The organism is Streptomyces sp. NPDC058459 (assembly GCF_042721685.1).
Classification (GTDB): Bacteria; Actinomycetota; Actinomycetes; order Streptomycetales; family Streptomycetaceae; genus Streptomyces.
Map to the genome: position 1 here is coordinate 1 of NZ_JBHXLV010000129.1, position 18,914 is coordinate 18,914.

Consider the following 18,914-nt stretch of genomic DNA (forward strand, 5'->3'; position numbering starts at 1 on the left):
GGGGCGAGTTCGAGAGCGGTCGCCCGGGTGGTCGCCTCGACCGCGCCTTTGGAGGCGTCGTAGGCGACGGCCGCGCGGTGGGCGCGGCTGGCGCCCACCGAGGAGATGTTGACGATCGCCGCCGTCGCCTCCATCACCCGGGCCGCCGCGACGGTGCACAGGAACGTTCCCCGGGCATTGACCGCGAAGCTGCGGTCCCAGTCGTCGGGGTCGAGGTCGAGCAGCGGACCGCGGCCCAGCATCGCGGCCGCCGCGTTGTTGACCAGCACGTCCAGCGCGCCGAACTCCTCCACGGCGCGGGCGACGCACGCGGCGACCTGGGCGGGATCGGAGACGTCGCCCGGACAGGCGACGGCACGCGCCCCGCCGTCGCGCAGCGCCGCCGCGGCGGCCTCCGCCTCCCGCTCGTCGGGTCCGTTCACGGCGACGGCGGCGCCCTCGGCGGCCAGCCGGACGGCGATGGCGAGCCCGATGTTGCGCGCACCCCCGGTGACGAGGGCGACCCGTCCCTCGAACCGTCCTCGCGCCCGGGTGACCTGGCCGGGAGAGCCGGTCACCGTGCGGCCTCCTGCCGGTCGACGACGGCGGCGGCGCTGGTGGCGGCCCAGGTGAGCGGACCCGACGACGCCTTCACCAGGTCGGGGTCCAGACGCATGCCCAGCCCCGGGCCCTCGGGCACGTGCAGCCGGCCACCGACATAGCGCACCGGCTCGGCCACCACGTCCCGCGTGTACAGCAGCGGCCCCACCGGGTCGCTGGGCACGGTGACCGCCGGCATCGCCATCGCCACGTGGGCGGCGGCGGCCGTACCGATGGACAGTTCCTGCGTGGTGCCGACCAGACAGGACTTGCCGGCGGCCTCGGCGATGGCGAAGATCCGCCGGGCCGGGGTGATGCCGCCGATCGCGATGACGCTGACGTTGAAGACGTCCACCGCGTCGGCGGCCACCAGGTCCAGCGCCCACCGGAAGCCGTAGACGTGCTCACTGATCGGCACGGGGAGCCGGTCACGCGCGTACACCAGGCCCCGTATGTCGTGGTTGGGGGCGGGCGCCTCCACAAGGTCGAAGCCGACGTCGGCGACCTTCTCGGCGAAGGCGCACGCGGCCTTGGCGTCGAGCAGGTTGGAGAAGTCCAGCGACTTCACGGTGATCCGGTCGCCGAAGCGCTCCCGGGCCAGGCGCAGGAAGCGCTCGTCCAGATCGAGCCGGCGCCCGACGTACACCCGGAAGAACGTGAAGCCCTCCGCCGCCCGGCGCTCCACCATGGCGAGATTGCGCTCGACGTCCTCCTCGCTCTGCTGACGGAAGACCGGGTAGGCGATGGGCACGGACTCCCGCACGGCACCGCCCAGGAGGTCGCACACCCGGACCCCGAGCTGCTTGGCGGCCAGGTCCCAGAACGCGATGTCGACCCCGCACTTGATGGCGCGGCTCTTGTCGTAGATGTAGCCGGCCTGGGGGAAGTTGGCCTCCAGGCGCCGCTCGACCTCCGTCAGCTGGAGCGCGTCCACCCCCACCAGGATCTCGTTCAGCGTCGCCTCCAGTTCGAAGACGTCGAAGTGGAAGCGCGGCAGGTGCTGGAGGTCGGACATCTCGCCGACGCCCACGAGGGAGTCGTCGTCGGTGTGCAGCCGCACGAGGATGTGGCCGCAGGTGATGCTGTTGTGCCGGGGGGTGTTGATCGAGGTGAGTTCGACCCTGGTCACCTTCGCCACAGGGGGCTCCGTTCCTTGTCCTGTTCGGTGGGTCGTGCGGGGGATTCGGTGGGTTCGGTGGGTCGCGCGAGCGGCGCGGGGGCGGCGGCACCGCCGGGGGCCCTGGCCAGCAACTCGCGGGTGTAGGGGTGGGAGGGCGCCGCGTAGATGTCCTCCGCCGCGCCCTCCTCGACGATCCGGCCGTGCCGCATGACGGCGATGTGGTGGGCGACGGAGCGGACCACGGCCAGGTCGTGGGTGATGAAGAGGTAGGCGACGCCGTGCTCCGTCTGGAGGTCGGCGAGCAGGTTGAGCACCTGCGCCTGGACCGACACGTCCAGCGCGCTGACCGCCTCGTCGCAGACGATCAGGCGGGGGCGCAGGGCCAGCGCGCGGGCGATGGCGATGCGCTGGCGCTGGCCGCCCGAGAAGGCGGCGGGGAAGCGGTCCAGGGCGAAGGAGTCCAGCCCGACATCGCGCAGCAGCCCCGTCAGGACGTCCTCGCCCGCGTCCAGGCCGTGCACCCGCAGCGGCTCGGCGAGGATCTGCCGGACCGTGAGCCGCGGGTCCAGACTCGCGTACGGGTTCTGGAAGACGACCTGCACCTCGCGCTGGAGCCGGAGCAGTCCGGCCGGGTCGGGGCGCGTCACGTCGATGCCGTCGTAGCGGACCGTGCCGCCGGACGGGCTCTCCAGGCGCAGCAGCAGCTTGGTGAGGCTGGTCTTGCCCGAGCCCGACTCGCCCACCAGGGCCAGCGTCCGGCCGGCCTCGACGCTCAGGCTGACCTCCCGTACGGCGTGGACGTGACCGGTGACGCGGCGCAGCGCCCCGCTGCGCACCGGGTAGCGCAGGTCCACGGCGGCGAACTCCGCGAGCGGCGTCCCGGCCGGCGCGGCGGCCTCCGCCGAGGAGGGCCGCGCGGGGGCGGGCGCCGGGCGCGGGACGGGAAGCTCCACCGGTGCGTCCGCGAAGTGGCAGGCCGCGGCGTGGCCGTCCGCAAGTCGCAGCAGCGGCGGGACCGCGGTCGCGCAGTCGTCCACGGCCACGGGGCACCGGGGTGCGAAGGGGCAGCCGGGCGCCGGCTCGCTCAGCCGGGGCGGCTGGCCCTCGATGGACGCCATACGGGTGCGCGCCGCCGCGTCGAGCCGTGGGGTGGCGGCGAGCAGTGCCTGGGTGTACGGCATCCGTGGACGCCTCAGCACCTGCCCGGTGGGACCGCTCTCGACGACCCGGCCGGCGTACATCACGGCCACCCGGTCGGAGTGCTCCGCGACGACGCCCAGGTCATGGGTGATCAGGACGAGGCCCATACCGAGGTCGGCGCACAGGGCGCGCAGCGTGGCCATGATGTCCGCCTGCACCGCGACGTCCAGGGCGGTCGTCGGCTCGTCGGCGATGAGCAGCCGGGGACGGGCCGCGAGGGCGAGGGCGATGGCGGCCCGCTGCCGCATCCCGCCGGACAGCTCGTGCGGGTACTGCCGCAGCCTGCTCTTCGGCTCCGGCATCCTGGCCAGCTCCAGGGCCTCCACCGCGCGCCGCCTGGCCTCGTCGCGGCCGATCCGTTCGTGGGCCCGCACGGCGTCGGTGATCTGGGTGCCGATGGTCAGCAGCGGATTGAGCGCCGTGCCGGGGTCCTGGAAGACCATGGCCACCTGCCGGCCCCGCACGCTCCGCCACGCTCGGGTCTCGAGCGCGCGCAGTTCGGTTCCGTCCAGGCGGATGGAGCCCGTCGTCGTGCACACCGGTTCGGGCGGGTTGAGCCCGAGCAGGCTCAGGGCGGTCACCGTCTTGCCGGAGCCCGACTCGCCGACCACGGCCAGGGACTCGCCGGCTTCCAGGCGCAGGCCGACGCGGTCCACGGCGCGTACCGGCGGGGCGCTCCGGGTGCCGTTGAAGGTGATGCTCAGGTCGTCGATCTCAAGGAGGCTCATGACCGGCCTCACACGCCGAGGCGGGCTTCGGTGAGCCGCCACTGGCCGTCGGTGTCGAGCTGGATGCCTTCCAGCCTGCGGCTGTGGATGAGGGGCGACTTCGCCTGGTGCAGGAACACCCAGTAGTTGTTGGCGATGACACGGCGCTGCGCGTCGGCGTATGCCTTCTTGCGGGTGGGCTTGTCGGCGCTGTCCGCTGCCTTCTCCAGCAGGGCGTCCAGGGCGCGGTCGTCGAGGCCGGACCAGTTGTTGGGCCCGTCGCTGGTGAAGTACGGGTCGAAGGACAGCGAGGGGTCGAGGCGCGGGATGTCGATCACCAGCAGGGCGGCGTCGAACTCCCGGTTCTTCATGCGGTCCAGCTGGGTCTGGAACTCCAGGACCTCGGCCTTGGGGGCGAAGCCGGCGTCGGCGAGCTGGCTCTGCAGCAGTTCCGCGATGGTCGGGTCGGGTGCCCGGCGGCGGGCGACGAGCGTGAGGGGGACGCCGCCCGGCAGCCCGGCCCGCTTCAGCAGACGGCGCGCCTCGGCCGGGTCGTGGGACAACGGGGAGATGGACCCGTCGAAGAACCAGTCCTTCGGCGTCGCGAACGAGGGGGCGATCTCGAACTCTCCGCCGGCGGCGGCCCTGCCGATCGCACGCCGGTCGACGGCGCGCGCGAACGCGGCCCGCACCCGGGGGTCCTTGAAGGGGCCCTTCGTGACGTTGAGGGCGACGTAGTAGGCCCGGCGCACCCCACCGTCCTTCACGACGATCCGCTGGTCGGTACGGAGCTGCCGGTACTCCTCCGGCGGCAGGGCCCGTACGAGCTGCACCCCACCCGTGGACAGTTCGGCGCGCAGCACCTTGGCCTCGGTGACGAAGCGCAGGACGACCTTGTCCAGCTTCGGCAGGCTGCCGCCGTCGGCGGCCTTGGCCCAGTAGGACTTGTTGCGCTCGGCGGTCAGCTGCACCTTGGACCGCCACTGGGCGAAGGTGAACGGGCCGGTCCCGACGGGATGGCGTCCGAAGTCCGCGCCGTGCTTCTTCAGGGCGGCGGGGGAGACGATCATGCCGGGCTCGTGGGCCAGGTGGGTGAGCAGCAGCGGAGCGGGCGACTTCAGGGTGATCCTGACGGTCGTGGCGTCGGACGCCTCGACGGAGGCCACCTGGGCGAGCGCGGCGGCCTTGGTGGACCGGGTCGCCGGGTCCAGCACCCGCCGCAGGTTGGCGACCACGGCGTCGGCGTCGCAGGGGGTCCCGTCGTGGAAGGTGACGCCCTTGCGCAGGGTGAGGCTGACCGCCGAGTCGGTCGTCTCCCACTTGGTGGCGAGGGCCGGCGCGAAGCTGCCGTCCGCGTGCTGGCGCAGCAGCGCGTCGAAGAACAGGTTCAGCACGTTGCGGTCGGAGGAGATGGCGGTGCTGAGCGCCGGGTCCAGGGTGACGGGCTCGTTGTCGAAGCCGGCGGTGAGGGTGCCGGAGGCGGACGAGGACGATTCCGGCCCTCCGCATCCCGCGAGGCCGGTGACGGTGACGGCGGCGGCTCCGGCCAGGACGGTGCGTCGTGGCGGCTCAAATGAGGGCATGGGCATGACAGGCACTTCCTTGTGCGGTTGCGGTTGCGGCTACGGGGTGAGGCGGCGGCGGAGGGCATCGCCGGAGGGTGCTGCGGTGAAACGGCGGGCACGGACCGCCGTGGCGCATGTCCTCAGCGAGGGGGCGTCAGCTGCGGCCGGTGGGCGTCGAGAGCGTCGCGCAGGGCGTCGGCCAGCAGGTTGAACGCGGCGACGGTGAGCAGGATGGCCAGCCCGGGGAAGACGCTCAGCGACCAGCTGGCGCTGAGGTGATCGGTCCCGGCGGCCACCATGGCACCCCAGCTCGGCTGCGGGGGCTGCACGCTCAGGCCGAGGAAGCTGAGAGCGGCCTCGGCCATGATGGCGGTGGAGACCTGGAGCGCGGCGAAGACCAGGAGGGTGCCCGCCAGGTGCGGCAGCAGGTGCCGGCGCATGATGGCGGACTGCGGTACGCCCACGATCCGCGCTGCCGAGACCCACTCACGGGTCCGCAGCGACAGCACCTCTCCCCGGACGACCCGGGCGAAGCGGGGCGTGGTGACCACGGCGATGGCGATGAGCGCGTTCCGCAGCCCGGGACCGAGGGCGGCCACCACGGTGAGCGCCAGGACCAGCAGCGGGAAGGCGAGCAGCCCGTCCGAGACGCGCATGATGACGGCGTCGAGCCAGCCGCCGCGGTATCCGGCGAGAAGGCCGAGGACGGTTCCCGCCACGAGCGCGGCGCCCACCGTGATCGTGGCGACCTCGACCGTGACGAGGGCGCCGGAGACGATCCGGGCCAGGACGTCCCGGCCGAGTTCGTCGGTGCCCAGCAGGTGCCGCGCGCCGGGGCCGGCCAGCAGGTGGTTGGTGTCGGTGGCCCGCATGCGGTCGCTGACCAGCGGCCGGGCGGCGGCGGCCAGGACCAGCATCAGGAGGACGGGCAGGGCGAGTTGAGCACGGCGGTCGTGGCGCAGCCGGTCCAGGACGGGCCGGCGCGGAGCCGGGGCGAGGGTTGCTGTGGTGGCCATCGTCGCTCCTGTCAGTACGTGATGCGCGGGTCGAGCCACGCGTAGATCAGGTCGGCCAGCAGGTTCACCAGGAGCACGAAGACCACGACCATCAGGACGGCGCCCTGGACGACGGGCAGATCGCGGCTGAAGATGCCGTTGACGATCAGGGTGCCCATGCCGGGGATGGTGAAGACCGTCTCGGTGACCACGGTGGCGCTCATCAGGGCGCCGATCTGCAGCGCCACGACGGTCACCACCGGGACGACCGCGTTGCGCAGCGCGTAGACGCCGACGATGCGGCGCCGGGACAGGCCGCTGGCCTGCGCGGTGCGGATGTAGTCCTCGTTGAACGCCGCCAGCAGCGCGGCCCGGGTCTGGCGCATGGTGACCGCCGCGATGGTCGAGCCGATGGTGATCGCGGGCAGCACCATGTGCCGCAGGTTCTCCACCGGGTCCTCGGTGAACGGCACGAACCCGGAGGGCGGCAGCACCCTGAGCCACAGTCCGAACACCAGGATGAGCAGGGCGGCGAGGTAGAAGTGCGGCGCCGACAGGGCCAGCAGACCGGCGGAGTTGAGTGCCGTGTCGGTCGGTGTGCGCCGCTTCACCGCCATGAGGACGCCGGCGGGTATGCCGACGAGAAGGGCGAAGAGCAGGGCGATGAGGCCGAGTTCCACCGTGGCCGAGAGCCGTTCGCCGAGCACGCTGCCGATGTTCTCGCCGGTGAGCCAGGACGCGCCGAGGTCGCCGTGCGCGATACCGCCGATCCACTCCGCGAACTGCTTCCACAGGGGTGCGTCCAGACCCAGGTCGGCACGCAGCGCCGCACGGTCCGCGGCGCTGGCCTCCTGGCCGAGGATGTCCACGGTGGGATCTCCCGGCATCAGCCTGAGCAGGATGAACAGCACCATCGACACGATCAGGACGACGGGTACCAGTTGCAGTAGGCGGCGTATCAAGTATCCGGTCATCGTGCCGGCTCCGTCTGTGCGTGGTGCGGGCGTTCGGACACGACCGGATCACCGGTCGCCGGTGCCCCCGGCAGGCGGCGCAGCCATTCCAGCCGCGGCGCGGGGGCGAGATCGTAGGCGTAGAGAGCGAGCGCGCCGGCGCCGTGCGAGCGGGCCCACCCGGCGATCTCCCGGATCTGCTCCTCGCTGTCCGTGCACTGCGCGCCCAGGTGCCAGCCGGCGGTGACATGCGCGCCGGTGCGGCCGGCCGCGGCGAGGTCACGGAAGAGCGCGGCGCCGTCCCCGCTGAGGCTGGTGACCGTGAGCGACCCGGCGGTGCGGGCCAGCGCGTCGAGGTCGCCGGAGGACTTCCCGTCGCAGGCGTAGGGATCGGCGGTGGCGCGCACGGAGACGGGCAGTCCCCGGGCGGCGGCGGTCGCCGCGCGCACCAGGTCCGTGGTCACCTCGGACCGTACGGCGAGGAGCGAGTCGTGCAGCTCCCGGCCCAGCGCGGCGACGGCGTCCTCACCGATGCCGCGGGCCGGTCGGGCGTCGGCCAGCTGGTCCAGCAGCGCCTTCCTGGCGCGGGCGGCGGCCTCCGCGGCGTCGACCCCCACCCTGGCGCAGCGCTCGGAGCAGGCGGCGCAGAAGCAGAGGGAGAGCAGCCAGCGGTCCGCCGGACGCAGGTCGGCGCCGTACTTGTCGTGCGCGCTCTGGTGCTGCCAGCCCAGATAGCCGAACGCCTCCAGTTCCAGGCCGCTCACGCCCGGCCGGCCGGCCGTCTCCGCCACCAGGCCGGCCGCGTAGCGGACCACGTCCGGCTGGGCGGGGCAGAGGGCGTGCCGGTAGGCGTGGCCGAACGCGTTGCGCAGAGCGAGGCCGGGGTGTGCGGTGGCCGGGCCCGACTGGTGGAGCCCCACCAGCCAGGCGGTCACGGCGACCCCCGAGGCCGTCAGCGCGGAGGTCGCCGCCGTGGCCTCGTCGCCCAGGACGGGCAGGGACGGGCCCGCGTCACGGCCCGCGCCTTCCTCCGGGGTGAACCAGCGGCCGGCGGGGAAGTCCACCACGGCCGCCGGGTCGCTCGTGGTCAGCAGCCAGCGACCGCCGTGGTAGGCGTAGGCGAGGCGCACCCGGTCGACACCGCCGGCGCGCAGGCGTTCCGCCTGGGTCCGGGGTGCCCGGCGGAACGACAGGGGATGGGCGAAGACCTCGGTTCTCACCGCTCGTCACCCAGTGCCCTGGACAGGATCTGCCGGGCCTTGCGGATATGGACCCGGGTCAGCTCCTCGGCACGTTCGCCGTCCCCCCGCTCCACGGCCTCCAGGATGGCCGCGTGCTCCGCCGCCTCCTCCTCGAAGGTCGCCCGCAGCCGCCAGCCGAGACCTGCCACGAAGGCGGTCAGATCCTGGAGCTGGTCGAGGAAATCGCACAGGAAGCTGTTGTCGCAGGCCGCGTACAACTCCCGGTGGAAACGTCGGTTGACGATGCCCAGACCGTGCGTCTCACCGGAGCCGATCAGCGCGGCGGCCTCGTCGAGCGCCTGGCGCGCACCGGGGTGGGGGACGGCTCCGCGCTGCTCGACGGTCAGCCGCACGGCCTCCGGTTCGGTGGCACCCCGGGCCGTGTACAGCTCCCGCACCAGCCTGTCGTCGGGCCGGCGGACGCTCACGCCCTGATAGGCGTTGATCTCCACCAGGCCCGTCGACTGCAACTGCTTCAGCGCCTCGCGCACGGGGGTCTTCGACACCCCGTACAGCTCGGCGAGTTCGCGCTCCACCAGCGGGCGTCCAGGGGGCAGAACGCCCTCCAGGATCGCCTCCCGCAACGCGTCGCGCACCCGGTCGGTGCGGGACGCCGGCTGTCGCAGGGGAGGCAGCACGACGGCGGGAGGGGTCCCCGCGCCGGGGGCTTCGTATTCGATGCTCGGCATGGCGGCATCGTGGTATGCCACGACACCAGAACGCAACCCATCGGCAACAACTCAGTTCGATTTTCGTTTAACTGATGAGCCGTCAGGACACTGACGGCTTGCTCTGTCTTGCGTCCGGCGAGGAGGTCTGCCACCCTCACCCGGGCGACTCCGCGTCAGAAGCGGGCGACCGTATAGCGGTCCACCACGGCGTCGTCCAGTTCGATGCCCAGGCCGGGACCCGTGGGGACGGTGAGGGCGCCGTCACGGAACTCCGGGGCCTCGACCAGGATGTTCTCCCGGACGGGGTTGGGCAGCCGGTTGTACTCGTAGGTGCGCAGATTGGGGGTGGCGGCGCACAGGTGCAGGGCCGCTGCCAGGCTGACGCCCGAACCCACACCGTGCGGCGCGATGTCGACGTGGAAGGCGGAGGCGAGGGCCGCGATGCGGGTCGCCTCGGTGACGCCTCCACACCGGGCCATATTGGGCATGAACACATCGATGGCCTGGTGGAGCAGTGAGTCCCGCAGGTCGAAGCGGGTGAAGTGGGTCTCGCCGTTGACGATGGTGAGGGCGGTGCGGCGGCGCAGCTCCGCGAGGTTGGCCAGGTCGTCGACCTGGAGCGGCTCCTCGAACCAGGTGATGTCCAGGTCGCGGAGGACGCTGCCGACGCGGGTCGCCTCGTCCAGGTCGTACGCGCAGTTGGCGTCGGTTAGCACCGCGATGTCGTCGCCGACCTCCGCGCGTACCGCGGTCAGGTGCGCGCGGTCCGTACGGACATCGCGCCCGATCTTCACCTTCAGCGCGCGGAAGCCCTGGTCGACGTAGAACCGGGCCTGCCGGGCCTACGCCTGTGGGTCGGAGTGGAGAGCGACGGGGCTGGCGTAGCACTCGACGCGCTCGCGGACCGGACCGCCGAGGAGGCGGTGCACCGGCTGGCCGGCGGCCTTGCCGCGCAGGTCCCACAGCGCCATGTCGATGCCGGCCAGGGCCTCCAGGTAGAAGCCGCGGTTGTGCCCGCCCGCGGCCTGCCCCCCGAAGAGGCGATCCCACACGGCGGTGGTGGCGAGGGCGTCCTGGCCGACCAGCAGCGGGGCCAGCACCGTGGAGACGACGGTCTCGACGTCCTCGCCGACCACGAGTACGGCTACACCGTCGCCGGGCACAACCTGGGCGGAGAGGGTCCCGCCACCGCCCGCCGTGGTCCAGCGGTCGGTGGTGGGCGCCAGGCGAGGCCTGACGGGCGCCGTCCGCCGGAGCCACCGCCCCGGCCGGCCGGGCCACCGGTCCCGATGCTCAGCCGCGCGGAGTCAGTACCGCGTCCACCGCCGCGTAGAGGATCTCCCGCTCCTGTCGCGTGAGCGAGTCCTCGGTGGGCAGGGCCCGCTCGAAGGCGAGCCCGTTCAGGACGGTGGAGAGGAAACGGGCGCCGCGGGGGATGCCGGCCACCGGCAGGGCGTCCTCCCCGGTCAGGGAGCTGAGCCAGCTCTCGATGCGGTGCTGGGTGTCCCGCTTGATCGCCAGGTAGGCCTCCCGCGACCGCGCGGTCTGCTCGGCGACCACGAACGTGCTGACCAGGGCGTCCATGGCCGCGCGGGCCTGCGCGCCGACGCCCACCGACGCCAGGATCTGGCTCAGGCACTCCACAAGCCGGTCCCGGGCGGGCAGAGAGGTGTCGTGGATGCGGTCCGCTGCCGCGATCCAGTCGTGGATACGGCCCATCACCTCGTCCCGCAGTCCCTGCTGGGTGGGGAAGTGGTGGCGCAGCGATCCGGTGCTCACCCCGGCTCGCGCGGCGACCGCGCGCACACTCAGGCGCGCCGTCACCCCTTCCTCGGCAAGGATCGACGCGGCGGCGGCGAGGATCTGTTCGCGGGTGCCGGACGGCTTCACGTCGCCCACGGTGGCATCGACCTCCTGTCAGCACACTGTGCTAGTACACCGTGTTAGCCTAGCGGAAAGTTCACCAACACAGTGTGTTGGTGCATCCGGAGAGCGCAGCAGAGGAGGCACCCCGTGCTACAGCAATGGCGACGCCGCCGCGCCGAAGGCCGCGCCCAGCCCGGTGACGGACGAGAACTCCGGCCCTTCCGGTGGTGGCAGCTACCCGGCCGCGCCCTGTTCCATCTCGACCCGGCCGACCCGCGAAGCACATCGCACCGGTACTCCGTGGACGTGCGGCACTGGCACAACCAGTCGGCCGGGGACGTGAAGGCGCACCTCTACCGCGACGGCCGTCAGCACATGGTGGGCAAGATGCCGGTCGCCTTCCCCGTCGAGGGCGGCGTGGTCGAGGTGTCCATGAGCAGGTTCGGGATCAGGCGCTGCCACTTCGTGGCCCCGGACGGCACCGAGCGCCTGCTCCGGCCCGATCCCAGGTCGCCCGAGGGCCGGCGGGCCCACTTCGAGACCAGCCATCCCGTCGCCGGCCGGGCCATCGGGGTCGCGTCGGTCCTGGCCCTGGTGATCGGCGCGGTCCTGCTCGTCCAGCAGCTCGTCGTGCCGCTGTCCGCGATACCGCCCGTGGCCGAACGCTTCGGGCACATCGAACCGCTGGTCAGCCTCCCCACCTGGCTGAACATCGCCCTTGGCGCCGCGGCCGCGCTGGCCAGCACCGAACGCGCCCTGCGCCTGCGCTATCACTGGATACTCGACGCGATGGGGAACTGACCTGGACGCATCACGCACCCATGTCACCCCGGTCCCCGCTGACACTTACGGTCCACGCACGCCCTGAATATGCTGGCAGATCAAGGGATTTGGCTCAGACAAGGAGATCGTTTCTTGTGGACCGACCTTTCGACACCGGGGCGCCGACGGTCAGGGATCGCATGGAGGCGTGGCAGGCTGTAACGAAGGACTCCCTCCCCCCGAGCGTCATCAGCGTCGACCGCGCCGAAGACTTCCGGGCCTCGCTGCGGGTCACGCGGCCCGGTGCCGGTCAGGTGACCGCGCTCACCGACTCCTCGCCCCGATACCGACGCACACCCCTGCTCGTACGGCGCTCCGACCCCGGGCTGTACTCCATAGGGCTCATCCGGCGCGGAGTACGACACCTGTCGCAAGCCCAGAAGGAAACCGGGGCCGACTTATCCGACTTGGTGTTCTACTCGACGTTCACGCCATTCGACGCACGCGTGCTCACCGCCGAGGAATCCGCTTTATCGGTGATTGCCCAGTTTCCGCAGGCACTTGTTCCGCTGCCCCCGAGTGCGGTGGACGCCCTGCTCGGAAGCCGCTTCTCCGGGCGAAAGGGCATAGGCGCCCTGCTCGCGCAGCTGTTGACCCAGTTGGCCAGGGACGACAGCGCCTACTCGCCCGCCGACGGCGCCCGACTCGGTACGGTCCTGCTCGACCTCGTGACCGCCCTGCTCGCCCATCACATCGAAGCCGGTGCCGCGCCCTCGGAGTCCGGCAGGCGAGCGATGTTCACACGCGTCCGCGCCTTCGTCGAACAGCACCTGGGCGATGCGGAGTTGGCTCCTGTCGCCATCGCCGCCGCCCACCACATCTCCACGCGCAGCCTGCACCGCCTCTTCCGTGACCACGGCCTGACCGTGGCTGCCTACATCCGCCACCAGCGCTTGGAACGTTCCCGTCAGGACCTCGCCGATCCCGCCCTTGCGACCCGGCCCATCAACACGGTGGCCACCCAGTGGGGCTTCCCTCACCCCGAGACCTTCAGCCGCGCGTTCCGCACCGCGTACGGCCTCGCCCCGCGCGACTACCGCCATGCCCGACTCGGCCACGGGGCGCCTGATCTCGGCACCGCCGCTGCCCTGCCGGGCGGCTGGCGCGACCCGTCAAGTACCTGGCACCCACCGTCAATGACAGGTGTATCACCCGCCACCGATCCTTCACTGGTGCCCGCGACCGACGAAGGTCGTCTTTCGACTGGAAGGTGCCCATGAAGAACGTCATCGCCGTTACCGTCGCCGCTGCCGCACTCTCGCTCTCCGCCGTATCGACCGCTCACGCCTCTCCGGCCGTCGCCGCCGTCACCTGCCCGGGCTCCATCAACAGCTTCACCCACGTCTTGACGAGCGTGGACTGGCTGAAGGTGCGTACCGGACCGTCGACGAGCAACACCGCCATCGGCGAGATACCCGGCGGCGCCGGGTTCCACTTCAGCTCCTCCTCAGGAAAGGAGTCCGGAGGTCACTACTGGGTGTGCGGCTACGGCTACAACGGCAGCGTCAAACTCAACGGCTGGGTAGCCGGCGAATTCCTGCTCTGGCCCTGACTCGGCCGGGCCGGCCGGCGCGACCGAGGTGGTCGGCACCGGCCGACGCCCGCTCCGGGCGGTCCGGCGGCCGGTGGGGTGGCGCGCGCCGGTCACAGACCGAGGTCGCTCAGGCCCGGGTGGTCGTCCGGGCGGCGCCCCGGCTCCCAGTGGAAGAGGCGGTCCGCCTCCGCGATGGGGAGGTCGTTGATGCAGGCGTACCGCCTGACCATCAAGCCGTCCTCGCCGAAGTCCCAGTTCTCGTTGCCGTAGGAACGGAACCAGTTTCCCGAGTCGTCGTGGCATTCGTAGGCGAACCGGACGGCTATGCGGGGTCCGCTGAAGGCCCACAGCTCCTTGATCAGCCGGTAGTCCAGTTCGCGCTTCCACTTGCGCTCCAGGAAGGCGACGATCTGTTCGCGCCCCGTGGGGAACTCGGCACGATTGCGCCACCGGCAGTCGACCGAGTAGCCGTGTGCCACCCGGTCGGGGTCGCGGCTGTTCCAACTGTCCTCGGCGAGCCGTACTTTCTCCCATGCCGTCTCTTCGGTGAACGGGGGCAACGGGGGGCGAGTTTCCTCGGGCATACCCACTCCTGGACGAGTTCGCCGGCCGGCGCGAGAAACCCGGTCATCCTTCGATGAAGGCGAGGATCTCCGGGTTGAGGACGTCGGGGTGGACGGAGAGCATTCCGTGCGGCCACCCGTCATAGCTTTTGAGGGTGGAGTTCTTGAGCAGTTCGGCGGTCTTCGGCGCGGAGTCCTCGTACGGTACGACCTGGTCGTCGGTGCCGTGCAGGACGAGTACGGGGACGTCGATGCTCTTGAGGTCCTCGGTGAAGTCGGTCTCGGAGAACGCCTTGATGCACTCGTAGTGCGCGTTCGCCGCGCCCCTCATGCCCTGCCACCACCACCGGTCGATGAGACCCTGCGACACCTCGGCGCCGGGCCGGTTGTAGCCGTAGAACGGTCCGGAGGGCACGTCGATGTAGAACTGGGCGCGGTTGGCGGCGAGTGCGTCGCGCAGTTCGTCGAAGGCTTCGATCGGGGTGCCTTCGGGGTTGCTGTCCTTCTTGACCATGACCGGGGGTACGGCGTTGGAGATGACCGCCTTGGACACGCGGCCCGGCTTCGCCCGCGCCACGTAGTGGATGACCTCGCCGCCGCCGGTGGAGTGCCCGATGTGCACCGCGTCCTTGAGGTCCAGGGCGTCGGTCAGGGCGGCCACGTCGGCGGCGTAGGTGTCCATCTCGTGGCCGCTCGACGGCTGGCTGGAGCGTCCGTGGCCGCGGCGGTCGTGGGCGATGACGCGGTAGCCCTTGGACAGGAAGTACAGCAGCTGGTTGTCCCAGTCCTCGTGGCTCAGCGGCCAGCCGTGGTGGAAGACGAGCGGCTGGGCGTCCCGGGGGCCCCAGTCGACGTAGAAGATTTCGGTACCGTCAGACGTGGTGACCGTTCCCATGATTGAACCCTCCGGGTGAGTATCTGCGTGGCTGTTCCCCGGGGCCCGTTCCGCTGCCGACGCGACGGCCCCGGGGGCTGCTTACGTGTCCCCCGGACACTTGCTCGCCCCCCGTCCCTGCCACGCTACGCGCGCACCCATGAGCGTGCATGTCAGCGCCCTTGAGACCGCGGGCTGATTCTCTGCGGCGCACCTGTCGGCTTCACCGGCGTACGGGGTTCGTGGCGGCGGGCAGCGGGGGAGCCGTCGGACAGCTCCGACAACCCGAACACGCCTTGTCCCGCCGCGCCTTCGCCTGCGGGAGCGCCTGCCCCGCCTCTCACGCCTGCTACGACCGGCGGCGAGATCGAAGCAAGTCCTGTACCGCAGGCCGGAGTTGGCGTGCTCTTCGGCCGTGGGCCACTCCCGGCCCCGTGGGGCCTCGACGGCACGCGCGTCAGCATGCCCTCGCTGTCAGCCGCGTGCACGCCAGAGGCAGTCCGCCCCCATGATAATTTCGAGTTCAACGACAGTGCCGGTCGTCCGCGCTCCGATGCGTGTCGCTGGATGCTCGGCCGGCACCCCCCCCCCAGGGAGGTACCAGAAGTTGTTCGGCCGCTGGAGGAAGACAGCTGGAGCGAGTCGCACGAGGCGGGTGAACGTTCTTTCCGGGCTCCCCGTACCCCGGTCGTCGGGGATGCTCGGCTGCCGGGTGGTCGATCCGTTCGGCGCCCCGTTGCAGTACGCGGACATCGTTGTCACCGACCGCGCGGGCCGTACGGTGGCGACCGGGCAGTCCGACGCCAACGGATGCTTCTTCGCCTCCGTGGTGGCCGGTGAGCAGCGGATCGCGGTCACCTGCGAGGGATTCTCACCGAAGCACGTGTTCGCTGCCGTCGTGGAGGACGAGTACACGGCCGTAGGGGACTTCATGCTCGAAGTCTCGGCCCCGCCGCAGGTTCCGGAACCCGGAGACTGGGAGATCGATCCGACCCATACGCAGATAGGATTCACCGCCCGGCACATCGGGCTGGCCCGCATCCACGGAAGGTTCAACAACTTCGCCGGCGAGGTGCGGGTGGCCGAGCGCATGGAGAACTCGTCGCTGCACGTGGTCATCGACGCGGCGTCCATCGACACCAATGTCGAGATGCGGGACAGGCACCTGCGCTCCGCCGACTTCCTGAACGTCGAGAACTTCCCGACCCTCGAGTTCTACGGCGACCGCTTCGCGCACCGCGGCGGCAGACGATGGGACGTGACGGGCGCGCTGACACTGCACGGCGTCACCCGTTCCGTCACCCTGGAGACCCGCTATCTGGGACTCGGCAGGGGGCTGGAGGGGCAGACCAGAGCGGCGTGCCGGGCCACCACCGAGCTGCATCGCGAGGACTTCACTCTGACCTGGCAGTCGATGGTGGCCCAGGGCATAGCGGTGGTCGGCTCCAGCATTTCCATCGACATGGACATACAGATCGTGCCGAAGGGCTGAGCGTTCTTCAGCGTCGACTCCGAAGTCGCGTCACGACAGCCTGAGGGCGACGAGGTCCCGTGCGGTCATCGTGTCCGCTGCCTTCAGGTGTGGCGCGGCTTCGGAGCACCGGTGCTGGCGCTCCAGGATGCGCGCGAGAGCGAGGTGGGCGGAGGGGTGAGCCGGCTCGGAGTCGAGGATGCGGCGCAGTTCCGTCTCGGCCAGTGAGAGCTGCGCCGTGTAGTAGTACGAACGGGCGAGGAGCATGCGGAGGTCGAGATTGAACGGCGCCGCGGCGACCAGATCCTGGAGAACCAGGGAAGCGGCGCGGTAGCGATGGGACGCGTAGAGACGGGCCGCGTATCGCCGGCGCTCGTTCCAGCTGACTCTTCGCGTCCCGACCATGGCATGCTCCGTTCACTCCTGATGCGGATGATCCTTCGGCGTGAGCAGAGGCATCCACGGTGTTCCGCGACGCGAAAGACGGCGCGACTCACCGGCGGCAACTTCATTGAACATTGAATTATTCCGCCGTCCTGCGGGCGCCTGGGCGCCAGGTGCCGGTGGCGGGGTCCAGTCGCCGGGCCCGGTGGCCGCCGGCCCAGGCGGCAGAGGACGTGGACGGCGAAGGAGACCTTGGTCACACACGGGCTGGTAGGAATGCCGCTGCCCCGCGCCAGGGGGATGCCGCCCTCGACGCAGAGCGCCGCGAAGACCGTGCTGAGCAGGGGGAGCGGGCGTGGCGAAAAGATTCCAGATCTGAGTGCATCCACTCCGGTGACAGTGGCGGAACTCATGGCCGTCATTGGTTGGCTCAACTGCCTTCAGGAGTGAACTGTCTTGACCCGTACCGTTCTTGCCACCGCCACCGCCACTGTCGCCGCGCTGGTGATCGCTGCTCCGACCGCCTCGGCCGCCCCGCACCGCGTACACGTCAAGAGCGGGCACACCTCCGTCACCGTGGCCCCGGCGATCGCCGGGGCGCTGCTGTCCAACGGCATCGCCCCCATCGTCACCCGCCCCGGCAAGCCCTCCCTCACCACCGTCGGCCACCAGCCCACCCTCAAGGCCACCTACCCCGTCACCGGCGGCGCCCTGACCACCAGCCCCCTCGGCGGAACCATCAAGCACACGGGCGGCCTGAAGTTCACCAACGTCTTCAACGGCCGCTCCCTTGAGGTCAAGAACTTCACCATCGACCTCAACAAGGGCAGCCTCACCGGCCACGTCGCCGGCACCCGCACCCGCGTCCCCGTCTTCAAGCTCGACCTCTCCACCGCCCACGTCAAGCTCACCAAGCACGGCGCCGACGCCACCCACGTCACCCTCAAGCTCACCAAGGAAGCAGCCGGCGCCCTCAACACCACACTCAACACCAAGATCTTCTCCACCGGCCTGACCATCGGCACCGCCGACACCCACCCCCGCTTCTGACCCCCACCAACCTCACACACCGGACCGGCCCACCCCAGCTCATCCCGGGGGTGGGCCGACTCGATTTTCCCCTGCTCACCAGCGCTCCGACCCCGGCAGTCCGCTCGGCTCCCGGCCATCTCCGGAAACGCGGCACCGCCGTGACCGCCGTCTTCAAGGGTGACGCCCGTCGGACAGGAACGGCCGGTGTGCGTCTCGCAGGCTCGAAGCAGGGCCGCTGAGCTGTGGTGGCGCCGAGCGTCGAATCCTCGGTGCGCTCTCGTCGCTTTGCCCTTCCCCAGGGTCGGGGTTAGCTTCGAAACTGGTGACAGGCGTCACGCGACGCGGAGCAGGAATGCGACTCGGGGGGTTCAGCCCAAGGTCTCGCGGCGACCGCACCTTCAGACGGTGTGGCGTGACGCGTTTCCGAACCGGAGGGTGCGGGAGGTCAGTGTGCTACCCACGCGACACAATTCGGCGATCATCAACGGGCAGGAAGTCTTCTACCGAGAAGCCGGTCCCAGCGACGCACCGGTCGTGCTGTTGCTGCACGGGTTCCCGAGCAGTTCCCACATGTTCCGGCACCTCGTCCCCGCGCTGGCCGACGACTACCATGTGATCGCACCCGACCACATCGGATACGGCCGCTCGGCGATGCCCTCGGTGGACGAGTTCGACTACACCTTCGACAACCTGGCGGACATCACCGCCGGGCTGCTCAACCATCTGGGCGTTCAGCGCTTCGCCATCTACGTGCACGACTACGGGGCACCGATCGGCTGGCGGCTCGCGCTCGACCCTTCCTTCGATGTCAGCGCGATCATCTCGCAGAGCGGCAACGCCTATATGGAGGGTTTCGCCAAACCCTTCTGGGACGACCTGTTCGCGTACGCCACCGATCCCAGTGGTGACACGGAGCCGGGCGCGCGGGCCAAGTTCAGCCCCAGTACGACACGCTGGCAGTACGAGAACGGCGCGTCCGACAGCAGTCTCGTCAGTCCCGACACCTGGACGATCGACCAACTCCTGCTGGAGCGGCCCGGCAACGACGAGGTGCAGCTGGCCCTCTTCCGGGACTACCCCACGAACATCGAGGGCTACCCGAAGCTCCAGGAGTACTTCCGCGACAGTCAGGTGCCCCTGCTCGCGGTCTGGGGCGACCGGGACGAGATCTTCGGGCCGGACGGCGCGCGCGCCTTCTCGCGCGACCTGCCCGAGGCCGAAGTCCATCTGCTGCCCGCCGGCCACTTCGCCCTCGAAACGCACCTGGACGCCATCAGCGGATACATCCACGGATTCCTCGGACGCGTCCTCGCCTGAGGCTGAGGCTGAGGCTGAGG

The 18,914-nt window shown here is 70.9% G+C and carries 19 protein-coding genes and 1 pseudogene; 6 read left to right on the forward strand and 14 right to left on the reverse strand.

Translation table 11 applies throughout. From position 1 onward, the window contains the following. The 11 genes and pseudogenes from ACFWN1_RS22000 to ACFWN1_RS22050 all read right to left on the reverse strand — a co-directional run. The coding region (locus ACFWN1_RS22000) for an SDR family NAD(P)-dependent oxidoreductase (protein ID WP_384364398.1) at positions 1-557 on the reverse strand (557 nt) is incomplete at its 3' end. After that, positions 554-1,717: a mandelate racemase/muconate lactonizing enzyme family protein gene (locus ACFWN1_RS22005; protein ID WP_384364400.1), complete on the reverse strand. Its 1,164-nt coding sequence runs from the start codon at positions 1,715-1,717 to the stop codon at positions 554-556. The genes ACFWN1_RS22005 and ACFWN1_RS22000, both read right to left, overlap by 4 nt. Next, positions 1,705-3,627, reverse strand: a complete 1,923-nt coding sequence (locus ACFWN1_RS22010) for a dipeptide ABC transporter ATP-binding protein (protein WP_384364402.1) — start codon at positions 3,625-3,627, stop codon at positions 1,705-1,707. The genes ACFWN1_RS22005 and ACFWN1_RS22010 overlap by 13 nt, the downstream gene beginning before the upstream one ends. Positions 3,628-3,635: 8 nt before the next feature. Then, positions 3,636-5,195, reverse strand: a complete 1,560-nt coding sequence (locus tag ACFWN1_RS22015; protein WP_384364404.1) for an ABC transporter substrate-binding protein — start codon at positions 5,193-5,195, stop codon at positions 3,636-3,638. Positions 5,196-5,311: 116 nt separating this feature from the next. Next, the gene (locus ACFWN1_RS22020; protein ID WP_384364406.1) at positions 5,312-6,187 is read right to left on the reverse strand and encodes an ABC transporter permease; all 876 of its coding nucleotides are present in this window, start codon (positions 6,185-6,187) and stop codon (positions 5,312-5,314) included. An 11-nt stretch (positions 6,188-6,198) separates the two neighbouring features. After that, positions 6,199-7,140, reverse strand: coding sequence for an ABC transporter permease (locus tag ACFWN1_RS22025; protein ID WP_384364408.1), 942 nt, complete (start codon positions 7,138-7,140; stop codon positions 6,199-6,201). After that, positions 7,137-8,339: a hypothetical protein gene (locus ACFWN1_RS22030; protein ID WP_384364410.1), complete on the reverse strand. Its 1,203-nt coding sequence runs from the start codon at positions 8,337-8,339 to the stop codon at positions 7,137-7,139. Before ACFWN1_RS22030 ends, ACFWN1_RS22025 begins: the two co-directional genes overlap by 4 nt. Continuing rightward, positions 8,336-9,049, reverse strand: coding sequence for a GntR family transcriptional regulator (locus ACFWN1_RS22035; RefSeq protein WP_384364412.1), 714 nt, complete (start codon positions 9,047-9,049; stop codon positions 8,336-8,338). Before ACFWN1_RS22035 ends, ACFWN1_RS22030 begins: the two co-directional genes overlap by 4 nt. A 155-nt stretch (positions 9,050-9,204) precedes the next feature. Beyond that, positions 9,205-9,861: pseudogene (locus ACFWN1_RS22040) on the reverse strand (enolase C-terminal domain-like protein); the annotation flags it as partial. 12 nt (positions 9,862-9,873) lie between these two features. Next, a complete protein-coding gene (locus ACFWN1_RS22045; protein WP_384364414.1) occupies positions 9,874-10,194 on the reverse strand; it encodes a hypothetical protein in 321 nt (106 codons plus the stop codon). Between the two features lie 130 nt (positions 10,195-10,324). Continuing rightward, on the reverse strand, positions 10,325-10,930 hold the full coding sequence (locus ACFWN1_RS22050) for a TetR/AcrR family transcriptional regulator (protein ID WP_384364416.1): 606 nt from the start codon (positions 10,928-10,930) through the stop codon (positions 10,325-10,327). 114 nt (positions 10,931-11,044) lie between these two features. Between ACFWN1_RS22050 and ACFWN1_RS22055 the strand changes: the two genes are divergently transcribed. The 3 genes from ACFWN1_RS22055 to ACFWN1_RS22065 all read left to right on the forward strand — a co-directional run bounded on the left by ACFWN1_RS22055 (position 11,045) and on the right by ACFWN1_RS22065 (position 13,271). After that, positions 11,045-11,698 (forward strand): hypothetical protein, encoded by a 654-nt coding sequence (locus ACFWN1_RS22055; protein WP_384364418.1) that lies wholly within the window; start codon positions 11,045-11,047, stop codon positions 11,696-11,698. A gap of 116 nt (positions 11,699-11,814) precedes the next feature. Next, the gene (locus ACFWN1_RS22060; RefSeq protein ID WP_384364420.1) at positions 11,815-12,939 is read left to right on the forward strand and encodes a helix-turn-helix domain-containing protein; all 1,125 of its coding nucleotides are present in this window, start codon (positions 11,815-11,817) and stop codon (positions 12,937-12,939) included. Next, entirely contained in the window at positions 12,936-13,271 is a 336-nt protein-coding gene (locus ACFWN1_RS22065; RefSeq protein WP_384364422.1) for a hypothetical protein, read from the forward strand. The genes ACFWN1_RS22060 and ACFWN1_RS22065 overlap by 4 nt, the downstream gene beginning before the upstream one ends. Positions 13,272-13,363: 92 nt before the next feature. Here the strand turns inward: ACFWN1_RS22065 and ACFWN1_RS22070 are convergent, their stop codons facing one another. Together ACFWN1_RS22070 and ACFWN1_RS22075 are read right to left on the reverse strand one after the other, a co-directional pair. Further along, on the reverse strand, positions 13,364-13,837 hold the full coding sequence (locus ACFWN1_RS22070; RefSeq protein WP_384364424.1) for a DUF1348 family protein: 474 nt from the start codon (positions 13,835-13,837) through the stop codon (positions 13,364-13,366). Positions 13,838-13,880: 43 nt separating this feature from the next. Further along, a complete protein-coding gene (locus tag ACFWN1_RS22075) occupies positions 13,881-14,711 on the reverse strand; it encodes an alpha/beta fold hydrolase (protein WP_384364426.1) in 831 nt (276 codons plus the stop codon). 586 nt (positions 14,712-15,297) lie between these two features. On the opposite strand from ACFWN1_RS22075, the gene ACFWN1_RS22080 reads away from it, so the two are divergent. Continuing rightward, complete coding sequence (locus ACFWN1_RS22080) at positions 15,298-16,182, forward strand: YceI family protein (RefSeq protein WP_384364429.1); 885 nt, start codon at positions 15,298-15,300, stop codon at positions 16,180-16,182. 30 nt (positions 16,183-16,212) lie between these two features. On the opposite strand, the gene ACFWN1_RS22085 is transcribed toward ACFWN1_RS22080, so the two are convergent. Beyond that, on the reverse strand, positions 16,213-16,566 hold the full coding sequence (locus ACFWN1_RS22085; protein WP_384364432.1) for a tetratricopeptide repeat protein: 354 nt from the start codon (positions 16,564-16,566) through the stop codon (positions 16,213-16,215). Between the two features lie 435 nt (positions 16,567-17,001). Between ACFWN1_RS22085 and ACFWN1_RS22090 the strand changes: the two genes are divergently transcribed. Both ACFWN1_RS22090 and ACFWN1_RS22095 read left to right on the forward strand, forming a co-directional pair. Then, positions 17,002-17,595, forward strand: a complete 594-nt coding sequence (locus ACFWN1_RS22090; protein ID WP_384364435.1) for a hypothetical protein — start codon at positions 17,002-17,004, stop codon at positions 17,593-17,595. A gap of 432 nt (positions 17,596-18,027) precedes the next feature. Next, a complete protein-coding gene (locus ACFWN1_RS22095; protein ID WP_384364438.1) occupies positions 18,028-18,894 on the forward strand; it encodes an alpha/beta fold hydrolase in 867 nt (288 codons plus the stop codon). Positions 18,895-18,914 lie beyond the last annotated feature (20 nt).

Bases quoted from the DNA above. Each gene is read 5' to 3' on its own strand.
- ACFWN1_RS22025 (WP_384364408.1), bottom strand. From the start codon at position 7,140: ATGACCGGATACTTGATACGCCGCCTACTGCAACTGGTACCCGTCGTC.
- ACFWN1_RS22065 (WP_384364422.1), top strand. From the start codon at position 12,936: ATGAAGAACGTCATCGCCGTTACCGTCGCCGCTGCCGCACTCTCGCTC.
- ACFWN1_RS22075 (WP_384364426.1), bottom strand. From the start codon at position 14,711: ATGGGAACGGTCACCACGTCTGACGGTACCGAAATCTTCTACGTCGAC.
- ACFWN1_RS22020 (WP_384364406.1), bottom strand. From the start codon at position 6,187: ATGGCCACCACAGCAACCCTCGCCCCGGCTCCGCGCCGGCCCGTCCTG.
- ACFWN1_RS22070 (WP_384364424.1), bottom strand. From the start codon at position 13,837: ATGCCCGAGGAAACTCGCCCCCCGTTGCCCCCGTTCACCGAAGAGACG.
- ACFWN1_RS22085 (WP_384364432.1), bottom strand. From the start codon at position 16,566: ATGGTCGGGACGCGAAGAGTCAGCTGGAACGAGCGCCGGCGATACGCG.
- ACFWN1_RS22010 (WP_384364402.1), bottom strand. From the start codon at position 3,627: ATGAGCCTCCTTGAGATCGACGACCTGAGCATCACCTTCAACGGCACC.
- ACFWN1_RS22015 (WP_384364404.1), bottom strand. From the start codon at position 5,195: ATGCCCATGCCCTCATTTGAGCCGCCACGACGCACCGTCCTGGCCGGA.
- ACFWN1_RS22035 (WP_384364412.1), bottom strand. From the start codon at position 9,049: ATGCCGAGCATCGAATACGAAGCCCCCGGCGCGGGGACCCCTCCCGCC.